At 57.5% G+C, this 16,409-nt stretch carries 16 protein-coding genes; 9 read left to right on the top strand and 7 right to left on the bottom strand.

The genetic code is table 11. The features are described from left to right. Positions 1-350 (bottom strand): AsmA family protein (locus AB7S84_RS05065; protein ID WP_428153227.1); only part of this gene is annotated, 350 nt, incomplete at its 3' end. Between the two features lie 519 nt (positions 351-869). On the opposite strand from AB7S84_RS05065, the gene groES reads away from it, so the two are divergent. From groES to AB7S84_RS05085, 4 genes are all read left to right on the top strand, one after another. Continuing rightward, positions 870-1,157 carry a co-chaperone GroES gene (gene groES, locus AB7S84_RS05070; protein WP_020876316.1) on the top strand — a complete coding sequence of 96 codons (288 nt, stop codon included), beginning with the start codon at positions 870-872 and terminating at the stop codon, positions 1,155-1,157. Between the two features lie 21 nt (positions 1,158-1,178). Continuing rightward, positions 1,179-2,810, top strand: a complete 1,632-nt coding sequence (groL, locus tag AB7S84_RS05075) for a chaperonin GroEL (protein ID WP_020876315.1) — start codon at positions 1,179-1,181, stop codon at positions 2,808-2,810. 230 nt (positions 2,811-3,040) lie between these two features. Next, complete coding sequence (locus AB7S84_RS05080) at positions 3,041-3,439, top strand: Rieske (2Fe-2S) protein (RefSeq protein ID WP_020876314.1); 399 nt, start codon at positions 3,041-3,043, stop codon at positions 3,437-3,439. 55 nt (positions 3,440-3,494) lie between these two features. Beyond that, the gene (locus AB7S84_RS05085; protein WP_428153231.1) at positions 3,495-4,028 is read left to right on the top strand and encodes a hypothetical protein; all 534 of its coding nucleotides are present in this window, start codon (positions 3,495-3,497) and stop codon (positions 4,026-4,028) included. 81 nt (positions 4,029-4,109) lie between these two features. On the opposite strand, the gene AB7S84_RS05090 is transcribed toward AB7S84_RS05085, so the two are convergent. Continuing rightward, positions 4,110-7,742: an AAA domain-containing protein gene (locus AB7S84_RS05090; RefSeq protein WP_020876312.1), complete on the bottom strand. Its 3,633-nt coding sequence runs from the start codon at positions 7,740-7,742 to the stop codon at positions 4,110-4,112. Between the two features lie 491 nt (positions 7,743-8,233). On the opposite strand from AB7S84_RS05090, the gene ald reads away from it, so the two are divergent. Further along, positions 8,234-9,346, top strand: coding sequence for an alanine dehydrogenase (gene ald, locus AB7S84_RS05095; RefSeq protein WP_020876311.1), 1,113 nt, complete (start codon positions 8,234-8,236; stop codon positions 9,344-9,346). Between the two features lie 95 nt (positions 9,347-9,441). Here the strand turns inward: ald and lipA are convergent, their stop codons facing one another. The 3 genes from lipA to AB7S84_RS05110 all read right to left on the bottom strand — a co-directional run bounded on the left by lipA (position 9,442) and on the right by AB7S84_RS05110 (position 11,652). After that, positions 9,442-10,323, bottom strand: coding sequence for a lipoyl synthase (gene lipA / locus AB7S84_RS05100; RefSeq protein ID WP_020876310.1), 882 nt, complete (start codon positions 10,321-10,323; stop codon positions 9,442-9,444). Between the two features lie 2 nt (positions 10,324-10,325). After that, on the bottom strand, positions 10,326-11,042 hold the full coding sequence (gene lipB / locus AB7S84_RS05105) for a lipoyl(octanoyl) transferase LipB (RefSeq protein ID WP_020876309.1): 717 nt from the start codon (positions 11,040-11,042) through the stop codon (positions 10,326-10,328). Between the two features lie 166 nt (positions 11,043-11,208). Then, entirely contained in the window at positions 11,209-11,652 is a 444-nt protein-coding gene (locus AB7S84_RS05110) for an Lrp/AsnC family transcriptional regulator (protein ID WP_020876308.1), read from the bottom strand. A gap of 146 nt (positions 11,653-11,798) precedes the next feature. On the opposite strand from AB7S84_RS05110, the gene AB7S84_RS05115 reads away from it, so the two are divergent. Beyond that, positions 11,799-12,062, top strand: coding sequence for a hypothetical protein (locus AB7S84_RS05115; RefSeq protein WP_020876307.1), 264 nt, complete (start codon positions 11,799-11,801; stop codon positions 12,060-12,062). A 74-nt stretch (positions 12,063-12,136) separates the two neighbouring features. On the opposite strand, the gene AB7S84_RS05120 is transcribed toward AB7S84_RS05115, so the two are convergent. Then, positions 12,137-12,409, bottom strand: coding sequence for an HU family DNA-binding protein (locus AB7S84_RS05120; RefSeq protein WP_020876306.1), 273 nt, complete (start codon positions 12,407-12,409; stop codon positions 12,137-12,139). Positions 12,410-12,869: 460 nt separating this feature from the next. Between AB7S84_RS05120 and AB7S84_RS05125 the strand changes: the two genes are divergently transcribed. Beyond that, a complete protein-coding gene (locus AB7S84_RS05125; RefSeq protein ID WP_020876305.1) occupies positions 12,870-13,310 on the top strand; it encodes a flavodoxin domain-containing protein in 441 nt (146 codons plus the stop codon). A gap of 108 nt (positions 13,311-13,418) precedes the next feature. On the opposite strand, the gene AB7S84_RS05130 is transcribed toward AB7S84_RS05125, so the two are convergent. Then, positions 13,419-13,628, bottom strand: a complete 210-nt coding sequence (locus AB7S84_RS05130) for a dodecin family protein (protein WP_020876304.1) — start codon at positions 13,626-13,628, stop codon at positions 13,419-13,421. Positions 13,629-14,088: 460 nt separating this feature from the next. Here AB7S84_RS05130 and AB7S84_RS05135 point away from each other — a divergent pair, with 460 nt between their 5' ends. Both AB7S84_RS05135 and AB7S84_RS05140 read left to right on the top strand, forming a co-directional pair. Further along, on the top strand, positions 14,089-14,316 hold the full coding sequence (locus tag AB7S84_RS05135; RefSeq protein WP_020876303.1) for a hypothetical protein: 228 nt from the start codon (positions 14,089-14,091) through the stop codon (positions 14,314-14,316). A gap of 145 nt (positions 14,317-14,461) precedes the next feature. Continuing rightward, the gene (locus AB7S84_RS05140; RefSeq protein ID WP_020876302.1) at positions 14,462-16,408 is read left to right on the top strand and encodes an aldehyde ferredoxin oxidoreductase family protein; all 1,947 of its coding nucleotides are present in this window, start codon (positions 14,462-14,464) and stop codon (positions 16,406-16,408) included. The last annotated feature ends 1 nt before the right edge of the window (position 16,409 follow it).

The raw sequence follows: 16,409 nt of genomic DNA on the forward strand, positions 1-16,409 counted from the left end.
AGAAGGATATCCGGGTCGACCAGCAGAAGCCGGGAGACCTCGATCTTACGCCTGAGCAGGGGGATCAGAGAGACCTCGATCTCGAGCCTTTCGATGACGGCCAGGTCGGGCCGCGATCCCCATTCCGCGTTTTCAAGACGCACCTGTCTTGCAACAAGCCAGGGGTGAAATCCGATTTTCAGGTCAATGTCGCCGGTCAGCGCCAATCGCCGGCCCGTGGCATTATACACTATTTCCTCGATCTCGGGTTTGAAGTGGTTGACGTCGAAGCGTTTGACGGCAATCCACAGGCAGATGCCGAGAAGCACCAGGATGACCGCCGCGGTCGCCGTAATTTTTCGCCAGTTCATTTTTCTCCAGCCTTCGCAAAAAGTTTCTACCCCAACCCGACTTTCGAAAGCCGATGCCGCCCAGGGGCGGCTCAAGATCCCCACCAGGCGCACCCCAAGCGATGACCCTGATGCAACGGCGCGGGCCGTATCCTCCCGGCACCGGCCTGTCAAAGTCGAAAGTTGAGTGACTTGTTATTTCAACATAAGCATTTAAGGTGAAATTCCCAATGGATGCGTTCAGGAAGGATCCATCGTGTCGCAGCGCACGCTTGTTGACAAATTTATCTATTTGATATCCATAAACAAAATATTTGTAAAAAATTTTGTCGAATGCTCTTGACAAGGCCTTTCCCTCGCTTAATGTTTATGGCCAAAATAAAAGGCTTTCGGTCCGGGTTTAAATTGTTTCCCGGAGGTTGCCCAACGGGTTGCCCGCTGCCGAGAAAATGCGGCGGTGACAGGCTGCATGATGATTTCGGGAATTTGAGATATTTTAGAATGCTTTCATTATGATATCTACGGAGGTAAACAGGCGAGATGAAGGTCAGACCGTTGAACGACAGGGTTTTGGTAAAAAGGGTTGAGGCCGAGCAGAAAACCGTCGGTGGGATCATCATCCCGGACACGGCCAAGGAGAAACCTCAGGAGGGAGAGATTGTGGCGGTGGGACCGGGCCGGCTGAACGATGACGGCACCCGAACGGCGCTTGATGTCAAGGTTGGGGATCGAGTGCTGTTCTCGAAGTATGCCGGAACCGAAATCAGGACGGGGGGAGAAGAGCAGATCTTCATGCGCGAGAGTGACATTCTGGCCGTGTTCGAATAACGACACAGGAGGAGAATTCAGATGCCTGCAAAAATGATCGCATATGGTATGAATGCCCGTGAAAAGATGCTTGCGGGGGTCGACAGCCTTGCCGATGTCGTGAAGGTAACCCTCGGACCGAAGGGCAAGAATGTCGTTATCGAAAGGAGTTTCGGCAGTCCTGTCGTCACCAAGGACGGCGTGAGCGTGGCCAGGGAGATCGAATTGGAGGGCAAGTTCGAAAACATGGGCGCCCAGATGGTCAAAGAGGTCTCCAAAAAGACGTCGGATACCGCGGGCGACGGCACCACGACGGCGACGGTACTTGCTCAGGCCATCTATGCCGAGGGCCATAAACTGGTAACTGCCGGCATCAATCCGATGGCCCTCAAGCGGGGACTTGACCGCGGGGTTGCCGCCGTTGTGGAGGAACTCAAGGCCCTCTCTAAGGATGTCAAGGGCAAAAACGAAATCTCCCAGGTAGCCGCTATCTCCGCCAACAACGATGAAGAGATCGGTCAGTTGATCTCGGATGCCATGGAAAAGGTGGGCAGGGAAGGCGTCATCACGGTAGAGGAGGCCAAAAGTATGGCCACCACCCTCAACATGGTCGAAGGCATGCAGTTCGACAGGGGCTACATTTCCCCCTACTTCGTGACCGATGCCGAAAAGCTGGAGGTTCATCTTGAAGAGCCTTATGTCTTGATCCACGAAAAAAAGATCTCCCATCTCCAGGATCTGGTCAATCTTCTGGAGGCGGTGGCCCGATCGGGCAAGCCCCTGCTTCTCATTGCGGAGGATGTCGAGGGGGAGGCCTTGGCGGCGTTGATCGTGAACAAGCTGCGGGGCACGCTTCAGGTGGCCGCCGTCAAGGCGCCGGGGTTTGGCGATCGCAGGAAAGCCATGCTTCAGGATATTGCCGTCCTCACCGGCGGCCAGGTCATATCCGAGGAGTTGGGCATAAAGCTGGAGAATGTGACCCTTAACGATTTAGGCCGGTGCAAATCAGTCCGGATCGACAAGGATAACACCACCATCGTCGACGGCGCAGGGGCCAAGGCGGACCTGGACGGCCGCATTCGTCAGATCAAGGCCCAGATCGAAGAGACGACGTCCGATTACGACCGGGAAAAACTTCAGGAGCGGCTGGCCAAACTCGCCGGCGGCGTTGCGGTGATCAACATCGGCGCGGCGACCGAGACCGAGATGAAGGAGAAAAAGCCGCGGGTGGAGAATGCGTTGAACGCCACGCGGGCGGCAGTGGAGGAGGGGATCGTCCCCGGCGGCGGGGTTGCGCTGATTCGTTGCCTTGGCGCCCTCGATAAGCTGAAGGTTCCCGGAGATGAGAAGCACGGCTTGACCTTGTTGAAGCGGGCCCTCAAAGCTCCCCTTCGCCAGATCGTCTGCAATGCCGGCCATGAGGGTTCGGTCGTCGTGAACCACGTGCTGGAGGGTAAGGACGATTATGGATTCGACGCGGCTGTCGGTGAGTTCGGAAACCTGATGGCCGCCGGTATCATCGATCCGACGAAAGTGGTGCGGTTCGCTCTCCAGAATGCCGCGTCCGTTGCCGGTTTGATGCTCACTACGGAAGCCATGATCACGGAAAAACCGAAAAAGAAAAAGGGGACCGGCGCGGCATCTCCGGCAGATATGGAAGACGATCTGTATTGACGGCGTCCGGCCGGGACGACTCGGCCACAGCCCCATAAGGTTATTTCAGATACGAAGGGGTGGAGCAGGGTTCTCGGGTGATGGAACCGCTTCACCCCTTATGTTTTCAGCGTGCCGCGATCGCGGCTGCGGCCCCGTCGCTCGCGGTATTGCGGGTTTGCGGTATGGGGCGCTGGCAGGCGGGGGTGGTTGACAGTAGAACCCCGATATGAGAGAGACGTGAGGAATATATGAAACTGTTGAAGCGTATTTTGGGCATTTGCGAAACCCCGCAGCCTTTCGATGCGGGCGGATGGTCCTATGGAGAGGGAACTCTCACGGTCCGACTGGCGCGGATGCCGGAATTGCGCCGTCGGGGAGGCGCGGTGCGCCTGGAGGGCGGGGGGCTTCCCCGAAGAATCCTGGTGATTCACGGCACCGACGGCGCGTTCCACGCCTTTTCCAATCGATGCACCCACATGGGGCGGCGGCTGGATCCTCTGCCTGGGGAAGACCGCCTCGAATGCTGCAGTGTTTCCAAATCCACATTCACTTATGCCGGCGAACCCGTTTCGGGCGCCGCTAAAACACCCATCGAGACGTTTTCCGTTACGACGGAAGGCGATGCATTACGAATCGCAATCGGTTAAGGACCGGGTCGGCATCTCGGATGCCGACTTATCGACGTAAACAAAGGAGATGAACATGGAATTGAAACAGAAAGGCAGTGAGGCCAATGTCGGCGGATTCAAACAACTCATGGTCGCCATGCGGTGGACCACCGCCGCCGATTTCGATCTGGCTGCAGCTTATGAAACCAAGGAGGGCAAACAGGGGCTGGTCTATTTCGGCGAAAAAGGTGACCTGAACGCGTTCCCCTTCATGCAGTTGAGCGGAGACGAGGGCGTCGGCGACAAGGGCGGCAAAAACGAAGAGGTCATGCGAATCACCAAGCTGGATGACATGAAGTATGTCTGGCTCATGTGCTGGGACTACGGCCGGGTGAAAGACGGATCCGCCGCCCGGTTCAAGGACAGCGACGTCACCCTCTCGCTCCTGGACGATACGGGCACGTCCCATGACGTAACCCTCGACACCGGCGACATGGGAAATGTGGCCGTTATCGCGACCATCGACAACACCAGCCCCATTGGCGCCAGGCTGATCAACACCAGCAAGGCGGGAACGCTCAAGGGTTTGAAAAAGCTTCAGGATCTCATGGATATTATCAACGAATAATCCGAAAGGCGGAGAGCATCCGGTTCCGGAGACGCTCTCCCGCCCGAATTCTGGCGTCGACCGGCATCGACGGTCGACGCTTCAGTCCGGCGGCCCGGAAATCCTGAAGTCTTTCTTCAGCCGGGCCAGCATTCGTGCGGGGATCTTTGCCGCTGTCTCGGACGTCGTCAGATGGGTGGGGGCGATGGCCTGACGGTGTCTCCGGTTGGCCGTACAGCGCCAGCAAGGCTTTCCTCCCCAAGTCCCGAACTCCACCGCGCCGTTGCACCGGGTGCAGCGCAGGGCATCCTGTGAGGGCCGTGGCGTGTGATCGATGGGACGGACATAGCAGCGTTTTTGGATGCATCGCCAGTAAAAGGGGCGATGCATGCCCACGGCGGCGACTATCTCTCCGCCGCAAATGGGGCATCGGGGGCGCGTGCCGTCGTCGAAAGCCTCTACAAGTTTTTCCAACCCCAGCTTCAGGATGGTGAAGGCGATGACGGCCCGGGCTTCGCACCGCCCCATCCCCCCGGGACAGCAGCAATTGGGGACCGGCGAGGCATCGGCACCCAACGGGTCTTGGGATCCAAACCACAGAACCCGGTCGTCAATCAAAACCAGTTTTTCGTGCATCCGCATCTGGTGAATCACGGTGACTCCCCAGGTTTCCAGGAGTCCCTCCATCGATCGATATTTCTTGACCTCGCTTTTTCGTCGTTTTTCAACCGGCCGGGTAATGACGTATACCCTGACGCCGTCAGCGACGGCCGTGAGCAGGGCGGATTCCAATATGGAGATGGTGTTCGGATCCAGGTCGGGAGAATAGAAGACCGCCCGTTTCTCTGCGACGGCGATATCTTCCATGAGGCCTTCGATGAAGCCTTTCCGGAAGGTTTCGGGGCGGGTTGTTTCTCGCCCGAGGTCATTGTTTCCAGCAGCCGGAACCGGTTCCAGGATGTGATTGGGAGATTTCAGGATGGCCGCTCGCTTTTTAAGCGCGGGAATGATGCGGTTTCCGGTCACGCAGGCATGGGCCCGGCGCTCGAGGCAGCCGAAATCGCCAATGACGACGAGGCGGCATCGGGCGCGGGTGAGGCAGGTATACATGCGCCGCAGTATGACGGCATCGGCGCTGGGCCTGAATACCGGAGCGCCGGAATAGGGATCGTCCTCCACCAGATCCAGGACCACTGCCGACGCACGAACCGCGGCAAGGCTTTCAGGGGTTCCGACGTGAATTTCGTTTTCCAGATGTTCGTGGCGGATCATCAGGTCCACGAGGGCGGCATGGGAATCGTAAAGCGTGAGGATCAGAACCCGGGGGTTCCCATCCTCCCCGGGCAAGCCCCCATCCTCGTCAAGGAGAGCTTTGGCGGCGGAGACGGAACAGGCGGCCGACAGGAAATTTATCCTGTCCGCGGGATCGCGGCCGGCCACCCGGGTGATCCAGGCGTTGCAAGGTCCGGTGTCGATCATGCGGATGGGGGCGAGGATATCCCCCTGGATGCCTTCGACATCGGATCGACCGGTATTGGCGAGGATGTCTCCGGGTTCAAGCAAGAACTCGGGATCGGGTGGCGACGGCGTCCATTGCGAGCACATCTCCGCGGTCAGTCCACTGATGAGGGGATGTGTACGGTACTGACGGCGGAGTGTGACCCGGTAAGATCGGTCTTTCTCCTTCCAGATGGCGCTTGCGCTCTCGAAGACGTTTCGCCCCATCCATTTACGAGCCGATTCGCCGTCGGACAAGACAGGCGGCGACATCTGATTCGGATCTCCCATAACGACGACGCGGGCCGACGCCAGGCCTGCCGTGATCCACACCGCCGGCAACGGCGTCATGGCAGCTTCGTCAATGATCACCGTATCAAATTGCCGGGCCTGGACGGCGTCATGCCGTGAGGCGGTGGAAAGGGTCGTTACGACGACGGCCGCACCGGCTATGATCCGCTCTTCCAGGTTATTGACGTCCGGATCGTCTTCCGGTGCATCCATTTCACCGGAAAGTTTCTTCAGCGCCTTCCGGTAGGACGCGGTGGCGTCCTCCAGCCGCATCAGTTCACGACGAAGGGTGTCGATATTCAGCCCACTGGTTTTGGATTGGGCACCGGCATAGGCTGTCTTGATCGCTTTGAGAACCGTCTCGGGAGGCCCCCCCGAGAGGTGGGTCAAACCCCACCCGTTCAGAATTTTCAGTCTCGCGCTCAGGAGCCCCGCCATATCGATGCGGCTGTCGTGATAGGCCTTGTTGAGTCTTTTTGTTTCTCGGCTCAACGGTTCATAGCCTGCCTTGAGGATAAGTTTCTTTTTATGGATGCCCTGTCGACCGGCGGGATGTGTTCGTTTAAACTGCGCCGCCAGCGACTCGAGGTGTGTCTGTTGGTCTTCGAGGGTCTTCCGTATTGTCTCTTTGGCCCCTATCGTCTCACGCAATCCGGCTGTTTCGGCTTCAAGGTCGTCGACAACCGTTTTTTGCTGTTCCGGGGGGGGCAACTGGCGCAGCTGACGCGCCAACCATCCGGCGGAAGATGTCTTGGCATAGATACTTCGGGCTTCGACAAGACGGGCGACCGCAGCCTCGAGCAGGACGATCAGATCCGAAACCTCGCCCTTCAGAGATGTGATCCGTTCGGTGAGTCGGACCCGTTTCGTTTCAATCGCCTCGATCCTTCCGGCCTCCTCTTCGGCGTCGCACCAGAAAGCTATCCGCCCGGAGATCACTTTTAAAGCGCGGCGCCGTTTTTCAAGCACTCGCTTTTTTTTCTGAAGATCCAAAAACTTGAGGTCCATCTCCTCGAGCTCTTTTTTCCCCTGTGGAAGCCAGGTCAGGATATCGATCATCCGGGATATCTCAATAGATCGCGTCTCTGCCGTCCGAAGCTTTTCTTTGATTCGTGCCGTCTGTTTCAAAGGGGCTTCCGCTTGCATGGCGGCCAGCCGCTCCGGGAGAAGGTGATCGTGTTCCGCGAAGTCCGACCTTACCGGATCCCCGACCCGAATCACGCGCCCGTCGCTCCCTTCAACCGCCGAAAACCGGCGGGAGATTTCCAGAACGATTCGGTCCGCTGACCGGCCGCTGCCGGAGGCGACAAGGACCGAGCGATTTTTTTCGGTGAGGCGGCGGGCGATTTCAGCGATTGTCCGGGTTTTTCCCGTGCCCGGCGGGGCGAGGATGAAGGCTGCATCGTGGCCCAGGGCCGCGGCCACAGCCCGGGCTTGATGCGGGTCGAGATCCTTTGTCGGCACGATCTCCGCAGGGGATTCCGATGCAGGGAATTCCGAGACGGCAAGCATCCCGCAGGCGCGCTGCCCCATCGGATTCGGTCGATCCCTGAATCCTTCGAGTCTTTCGATCCATCGCCCGAGCATCCGGGTCGGATTGTAGTGTACGCGGGCCTTTTTGATGCGTTTGCCCACATGGTCGGGAAGGCTTGCGGTCAATGTCAGGCCTCTTGCAGAAAGCAGCGTGACGTTCAAAGGCGGTCGGCCGGGGATGTCTATGATCGCCGGTGCATCCCATAAAAGGCTCAAGGGCCTCTCCATGGCAAAGCTGTAGTGGCAGCGATTCCCGATGCGGATGATGAATCGGCCGTTTTTCAGTTGAAAGGCGTCCGCGAATCCATTGCTGCGAATAGCGGCCGTCTCTTCAAGGAGAGCCGTCTTGAACTCGGACAGAATGTCATCCGGCGGCAGATCGCTTCTGGTGTTCGGCTCCGGTGTCGGTTCCAAAATCAGGTGCCTCGTCTATTCTCTCATCGAAATCTTATGCGTTTCGGGCGGCTTCGAGAGCCCGGAACGGAACGCCGGACCCATGATCATTGTATCTACCTGAAAGGACTGCCTTTAAAATATATCGAAAAGATTATAAACGCAATCCATAAATGATGCGCCATCATATGAATCTATAGGATGGTTTTCAAGGGAATTTTACGGTGACGGCAAAAACCGCATTCGGGACGCTGATGATGGACCACGCGATACCGCCTGAACGACAAAATCTCCGGAAACCTTTTGGGCGGCTTGCAGACAATACCATGGATTCGAGTGTCCTATGATGATATTGTCTTTTTGTGATTTAATCCAGGGATCGACGGGTTTCACGATGCTCGTTTTTCAGCTTTTGGCAGACTTGATGAAAGGCCGCCGTTCAAGAACCGTTAACGCATTTTCGATCGATTCACCATTCGTTTTACTGTGCGCAATTTCAAAAGGAGATTTAAATGATCGTAGGCATCCTGAAAGAGATCAAAGCCGAAGAGAACCGGGTGGCCATGACGCCGGCCGGGGTTGAGGTCATGAATCACCACGGTCATACCCTGCTCGTCGAAAAGAACGCCGGTATGGGAAGCGGCTTTGACAATGCCGCCTATGACGACGCCGGAGCCGAAATCGTTGCGACTCCCGGGGATATTTTTGAGCGTGCCGACATGGTCATGCACGTCAAGGAGCCGCTGCCCGTCGAATACGATCTCATCCGGGAAAATCAGATTCTTTTTACCTATCTTCACCTGGCGGCCGCCGAAGCACTGACCCGCGCTCTCATCAAAAGCAAAGCCGTCTGCATAGCCTATGAAACCATCCAGAAGACCGACGGTTCCCTGCCGCTGCTTACCCCTATGAGTGAGGTGGCGGGGCGGATGGCTATTCAGCAGGGCGCCAAGTACCTCGAGATTGCCCAGGGGGGGCATGGGATGCTTCTGGGAGGTGTCCCCGGCGTCGATCCGGGAATCGTGCTCATTATCGGGGGCGGTACTGTCGGCATCAATGCGGCCAAAATGGCCTGCGGTCTCGGCGCCAAGGTCTATCTCCTCGACAACAATCTCGAGCGTCTCCGCTATCTGAGCGACGTGATGCCGGCCAACTGTTTCCTCCTCTACTCCAGTCCCGCCGCAATCCGGGATCTCGTTACGCGAGCGGACGTTGTGGTGGGGGCGGTACTGATTCCCGGGGCAAAGACGCCGAAACTGATTACACGAGAGATGCTGAAGACCATGAAACCCGGTTCCGTGATCGTGGACGTTGCCGTCGATCAGGGGGGATGCTGCGAAACTTCCCGGGCTACGACCCATTCCAACCCGACATACAAGGTTGACGGCATCGTCCACTACTGCGTGGCCAACATGCCCGGCGCGGTTCCCAAGACCTCGACCCTGGCGCTCACCAACGCCACCTTGCCCTACGCCGTCGAGATTGCGGGCAAGGGATGGCAGGCCGCCATGCGGAGCAATCCTGAAATCAGGCGGGGCGCCAACGTCGTGAATGGAAAGGTTACCTGCAACGGCGTAGCCGAGGCATTTACCATGGACCTGACACCTATTGATAGTTTTCTTTAAATTCCTCAACTTTCGACTTTCATGATGGTGACCGGCCCATGAAAGTCGAAAGTTGCATAAATTCAATGTGCTTTCTGTTTCAAGAGGCGCACCGTTCAGGCACCCGACGCCTGGTAAAGGTCCTTGGCATGGTAGGAACTTCGAACAAAGGGGCCGCTTGCCGCATCGATGAAGCCCATGGCCAGGGCGGCCTCTCGCCAGGCATCGAATTCTTCGGGCCGGACAAACCGCTCGACCGCGAGGTGGCGGCGCGACGGTTGGAGGTATTGGCCGATGGTCAGGAATTTGCAGTCGACGCGCCTGAGGTCGGCGAGCGTCTCCCGAACCTCCGCGTCGGACTCTCCCAGCCCGAGCATGATGCCTGATTTGGTGAGAATGCTCGGCGCCATTGATGACGCCCGCTCCAGGAGCCTGAGGGATCGCTCGTAAACGGCCTGGGGTCGGACCCGCTCGTAGAGGCGCGGCACGGTTTCGATGTTGTGATTCAGGACATGAGGTTCGGCGTCCAAAACGGTTTTCAAGGCATCCCGATCTCCCTGGAAATCCGGGATAAGGATTTCTATCCGGGTGTCGGGCAGCCGGCGGCGGATTTGGGCGATCGTTTCGGCGAAGATGCCCGCGCCGCCGTCCGGAAGGTCATCCCGGGTCACGGACGTCACCACCACATATTGGAGTCCCATCCTCATAGCGGCTTCGGCCACCCGCCGGGGCTCTTCCGGATCAGGTGCGGTCTGGGGACCGTAGGCCACGTTGCAGAACCGGCAATCGCGGGTGCATCGGGAGCCCATGATCAGAAAGGTGGCCGTTCGTTGCGAAAAGCATTCGAACCGGTTGGGACATTTGGCTTCCTCGCAGACCGTATGCAGGCGGCCCTGGGAGATGATCGTGCGGACCTGTTCGTACTCGGGGGCGCTGGGAAGCCGTCGAGAAAGCCACCGGGGTTTTCGTTTGATTTGGGAAGCGTGTTCGCATGCCATGGTTAAAACCTTTCTTTGGGTGTTGTTCGGGGGCGTATCCGGTTTCTGAGGCTTGTCATGTCCGCATCCGTGCACATGATGTTGAGAACCGATAGAAGGTGGTGCTTCAATGCGTGTCGAACCCGATCCATGGGAATCTCCCGTTTCAGTTCCTTTTCGAGGGACGTCATGCGGATTCCGTGGAGTCCGCAGGGGTTGATCCAGTCAAAGGGCGCAAGGTCGGTGCCGATGTTCATGGCCAGACCGTGGAAGCAGATCCCGTGGGTGACGCTGACGCCGATGCTGCCCAGTTTCCGACCGTCGACCCAGACCCCCCGATTTTTGGGATGACCGACAGCCTCCACTCCCCAATCCGCGGCGGTGCGAATCATGGCGAGTTCGAGGCGCCCGACGTAATCCCGGATACCCAGGCGGGCGGCGTTGAGGTTCAGTATGGGGTAGACCACCAACTGGCCCGGGCCGTGATAGGTGATGTTCCCGCCTCTCTCGATCTGGACCATGTCGACCTTCATCCGGTGCAGAAAATCTTCGGAAACGACCAGGTTTTCCCGACCGCCGTTGCGGCCCAGGGTGAAAACCGGCGGGTGTTCCAGGGAGAGGATCACATCCGCGTCCAGACGGTTTTCCTTCCGGGCCGCCGTGATTTCCCGCTGAAGCCCCAGAGCCTCACGATAATCCGTGAGCGGCAGATCTATACAAAGGCAGGCGCTCGGTTTCATTGCATCCTTTCCATGAACGGCCGTGAAGGCGTCCGTGTGTCGTCCAGGGCCCTGAGGTACGGGTGCCGCTCCTGAAACCACGGCGGTCGGTTCCGGCCAGGTACTCTTGTTTACGGTTTTTCGAGGTCACGATTCATCGACGCCGAGACGGGCCTCAGGGAGCGGATCAGAGAATGTAAGGTACCTTGAGGTTGAAGTTTTTATAGATGACGAAGGTTTCCATGGACTGAACCCCTTCTATCCTGGAGACCTCTTCCGTATAGAATTCCTCCAGGCTGTAATCGTCGTTGAACAACACCGTGACCATCAGATCGTAGCGACCCGTCACCACCGCCACCGAAACGATCCCCCGCAACTTGCTGAACATCTCCGCTTTTTTGAACATGTCCGCAGTGCCCAGTTTGACGCCGATAATCACCGTATGATGTCTGGGAATCGATTCAGGGTTCACCACGCCCGATATTTCAAGGATACCGCCTTCCATCAATTTCTTTACGCGGGATCTGACCGTGTTTTCCGTGAGGCCTAGATTGTCGGCAATGTTTTTGAAGGATCTTCGACCGTCACGAAGATGCTTGATGATTGCCATGTTGATCTCGTCAATTTTCATGATGTTTCGGATTTTCGTTTATGCGTGTCCATATGATTTGACATGATTTTTCTTAAGGTTGATTTATGTTAAAGTCAATATTTTTCTCTGATTTTCATTAAAACATTAAAATCGAGACCAATATTGAAGGGAAAAACTAAAAACGCATGAATAATTCCGGGTGCCTGGCGACGGTCGACAAGATCCGCCATCCCGACGGGGTTGAATGGAATATTTCCAGATTCAAGCGGGTGACGGGCCGGGACATCGACCGGATCACACGGTACGGGGGAGAGGCGTCATTGGGGTGCTACCCGAAACAGGGTCTGATGGGGCATGGGCTGTCGGAGAAAATGGTGGAAGGCGTTGGCGGACGGCAGTCTTTATCCGACCAAACGAAACGGTCGAAACAGAAAGCCCGATCGATGTGACTGCGGCGGCCGGCACGCACGGCGAAACCGGCCCCATATGGACGGATCGGGCGAGGGAACTCCGCCGAGATATATCAGATGGACTCTTTCAGCTTCTTTCCGGGAGAGAATTTGACGACATTGCAGGCCTTGATCTTGATCTCCTCGCCGGTCTGAGGGTTTCGCCCCTTTCTGGCTTTGCGGCGGACCTTCGAAAAAGAACCAAAGCCCACGAGGGTGACTTTGCCGTCTTTTTTCTTGAGAGCCTGGGTGATACCTTCGGTGATGGAATCGATGGCTTTCGCCGCGATGGTTTTGGAGATGCCGACATCCTCTGCTACTTTGTCGATTAAATCTGCTTTTTTCATCCGTTTTCCTCTCCTTTGTCTGTTGGGGTTTTGCTCCCTGATCATGGGTTCCGGAGCAGGCCGCGGCATCATCTTGTGATGCATACGCTCAACAACCCGCCGAGGATCCTTCACGTGATGATCAATGCAGAAATATATCTGCGTTGTCAACATAAAACGGCTGTTTTTCAGTGGGTTCGCGGAGGGATGAAGGTCGATCCGCCTGTTCCGGTATCCGGTTGTGGGTATCGACAAGACGGGGATGGGATTTAAAACCCATTGACGCAGGGTTAGATCTTACTGTAAATTCAAATGATATTTTACGGAGCCGACTGGGTTCCGAGACCGGTGGTTTTGGCAGAGGAATGCGATGGGGACGTATTCGTTAAACTTGTACGGCTCCGGCACGGCCTGGGATTGACGCCTGCGGATGCCAACCCGGGACGCACTGAACGGTAGGTCGAACGCGGGAGGAGATGGTATGTCCAAGGTACTGATTGTTTATGCCACAAGAATGGGAGAAACGGAAAGGATCGCTCAACTGATTGGGGAAGGGGTCCGAATATCCGGAGTGGAGGCCGTCGTTATGGATGCCGGGAAGATCAAGAATGAAGGGGATCTTCAAGGATACGACGCGCTTGTTTTCGGCTCTTCCACCTATCACGGCGAGATGCTCAATAAGATGAAGACCCTCCTTTTTCTGGCGGAGAAGGCTGGTTTGGAGGGTAAGGTGGGGGGCGCTTTCGGTGCTTTCGGTTGGAGCGGCGAAGCGCCCGGGCGAATCTACAACACCATGGCCAACGTTTTTAAAATGGCGATGGTGGGTGATCCTCTCATGCTGAAAAACGCTTCCCTGGGCGGCGGCATCCAGATGGCCCAGGAATACGGCAAATCCATCGCCGGGAAACTTAAGGAGCGATAATTCGCAATCATACCCCCTTTATTTTTCCTCATCCTCGCTCAATAGGACGATCGAAACGCCGCGAATCGCGGCGTTTCTTGGATGGCCGACGTCGCGGCCGAGGGATCACTATCCGACGTATTTGAAGGAAAGATTTACCCGGGCGCGGTAGGCCGTTACTTTACCGTCTTCCACCTTCATGTCGAGTTTGGTGATTTCCGCGACCCTGAGATCCTTGAGGGTTTTCGATGCAGTCTGCACCGCGTTTTTCGCGGCTTCCTCCCAGGAGTTGGGACTCGTTCCGACCAGTTCGATGACTTTGTAGACACTTTCGCTCATCATTGCCTCCTTTTCCGGTTGATCAGGGGTTGAGTAAAACGTCCTACAGTTCCGGCGGATACGTTATGAGATGTGCCGATCAGGTGTCGATTTCGGTCGTAGTTCGAATTGCGCGATTTGCGAACGGTGTATGTCGGATGCGATTGTCGGGCCCGGAACAGATGAACAGGCACAGATCATGATAGGTTACCTTTACCCCATCTTCGACGCATCCGTCAAGAGGGCTTTGGCCGGGAAATAAGTTTTTTCCCGAATGAACGAAGCGATACGGCCAACGGCGCTCGCCCGGATTGCCGAACTCCTTCGGGTCATAGGATAATCCCCCGATTCGCCCCTCAATCAAACCACCATTGAAAAATCGCTGTTCGTGAACCATTATATGTGTATGTAAGGGGAGGCGGTTCCCACGATCGGGGTACTGCCGCAATCACAGTCCAACATCTCTGAAAGGAGAATCCATATGAACAGAACGGAATGCTTTTACGACAAAATATCCAGCAGAATGGTCGGCACCGTTGTATTCACTGTAAGTCTGCTGCTGGCCGTTATCGGCGCTCTCATTTTGCCGGTCTTCGGTTTCTTTTTCGCCCTGCCCCTCATCATTCTCGCAGGAATCTTCATGCTGGCGCCCGACAGCAAGGCCTGTCGGCTGTTGTCGGCAAAGGAGGAAGAGCGCGGTACGGCATGACCACCGTCTCAGCAAGCCTGATCGGGAAACGGCGCGCCCCTCGTCCGGGGGCGCCGCTTGATGCGGATACAGGGGATCGATGGCCGCCGATCCGGGTGTCAGGGCGTGATGTCCGGATAACATGTTTTCGGGAAAGGAGGCAGGCATGTACGGATGGTGCGGCATCGTGTTACGGGTGGATTTGACCCGCGGCGTTATTGATAAGGTTCCGTTGGATCTGGACGCGGCCCGAAAATTCCTGGGGGGCCGAGGGTTGAATTCCAAAACGCTGTTCGATGAAATCGCGCCGGGCATCGATCCCCTGGGGCCTGATAATGTGCTTTGTTTTGGCGCAGGGCCGCTTTCCGGTACGGGGGTGCCGCTGTCGAGTCGCATCGAGGTGAGCGCGCTCTCGCCTTATTCGGGTATCCTCGGGGACGGGAACGCCGGCGGGGCCTTCGCCCACCGCCTGAAACGGGCGGGCTACGATCAGGTTGTCATCACCGGCCGGGCCGAGCGCCCCAAATATCTCTGGATCGACAACGCGCATGTTGAACTGCGGGATGCCGCAGGGCTCTGGGGCAAAACCACCTGGGAGACCGCGGATGCCCTGGTTGCTGCTCACGGCAAGGAGATTTCCACGGCCTGCATCGGACCTGCCGGGGAAAACCTGGTCCGGTTCGCCGGCACTATCGTGGACAAGTACAACTCGGCGGCGCGGGGCAGCGGGGCAGTACTCGGATCCAAGCATCTGAAGGCCGTGGCGGTCCGGGGTACGACGCCTGTTCCCGCCGCGGACCCGAAGACGTTTCGGCGCCTTGTCGACCTGGACCGCCGTTTTTTCGCTACGGATCCGATTCAGCGGGACAAGGTCGCGGTTTACGGCTCCCATGTCGGCATGGTGGAATGGCGTCCCGGCTATCGGTATTTTCAGAAATATCTCGAGGCAGAGGAGGTGCCGGTTTCGCTTCGGCCGGAATCCTGGAAACGCTTTGAAATCGGCCGAAAGGGCTGCCACGGTTGCTCCGTGGCCTGCAAGAACGTCTTCCGGATCCCCGAAGGTCCGCGGGCCGGCGAAACCGGAGCGGCCCTCGAGTTCGAGGCCATCTACTGCATGGGGGTCAACGCCGGCATCGAAGACCCGGTGGCGATCATGGAATACGGCAATCTGGCGGACCTCTACGGCATGGACGTGATCGCACTGGGCAATGCCGTCGCCTTTGCCAAGAAACTCTTCGAACTCGGCATCATCACCGAAGCGGATGCGGGGGTCTCCCTGGCGTGGACGGACGCGGCGGCGCAGGCCGAGCTGATTCATCGAACGGCCCTGAGGGAGGGATTCGGCAACCGCCTGGCCGAGGGCATGCTCAACCTGGCCAGGCTTCTGGGCCCCGAGGCCGTGAAGTATTGCTATCATGTCAAGGGACTCTCCCGGGGAACCTTTCCGACGGGGCTCTTCGCTTTGGCCCATGCCACCTCCACCCGCGGGGCCGACCATCTTCGTGGTCGGAGCTGGGCATTCGGAGAGAACGATCCGGTGCTTTACCCGGAACTCGTGCGGCGCGGGTTTCTCCCGGCGGATCCGGAAAAGGCGCCGGTCGCAAGCCTTGTCGTCTCGGAGAGCGCTACCACCCTGGCTGATGCCTTGGGTCGTTGCAAGGGTGCTGTCAACACGTGGGGCTGCGCTGTCCCCCTGGTGGGGGCTTTCCCACTCTTCGACGGGTTGGGGCGTCTCCTTACGGCGCTGACCGGCGAGGATTTCGACGAAGCATCTCTGGGCGGTGGAATCGCTCCGAGGATCTGGGCGGTAGAGCGCTGTTTCAACATCCGGCAGGGCTGCATCCGCCGGCACGATGCCTTGCCGCAGCCCCCGGATATCGCCGAAAGCCTCGAGGGCAGGGAACAGGTCAAGGCCCACGAGGCACTCCTGACCGAATATTATCGTACCCGGGAATATGATCCCGACACCGGCGTTCCCACGCTGGATCTCATGGAACGGCTTGACATCAGGGATGTTTTCGAACGGACGGTGATGGGGTTGCCCTATCCCGAGTGGGATGGGCCGACACTTTGGCCTTTAGAGAGATATCCCCGAGGCGGTGTTCGAGTCTGAT

The organism is Desulfococcus sp. (genome assembly GCF_050178255.1).
Classification (GTDB): domain Bacteria; phylum Desulfobacterota; class Desulfobacteria; order Desulfobacterales; family Desulfococcaceae; genus Desulfococcus; species Desulfococcus multivorans.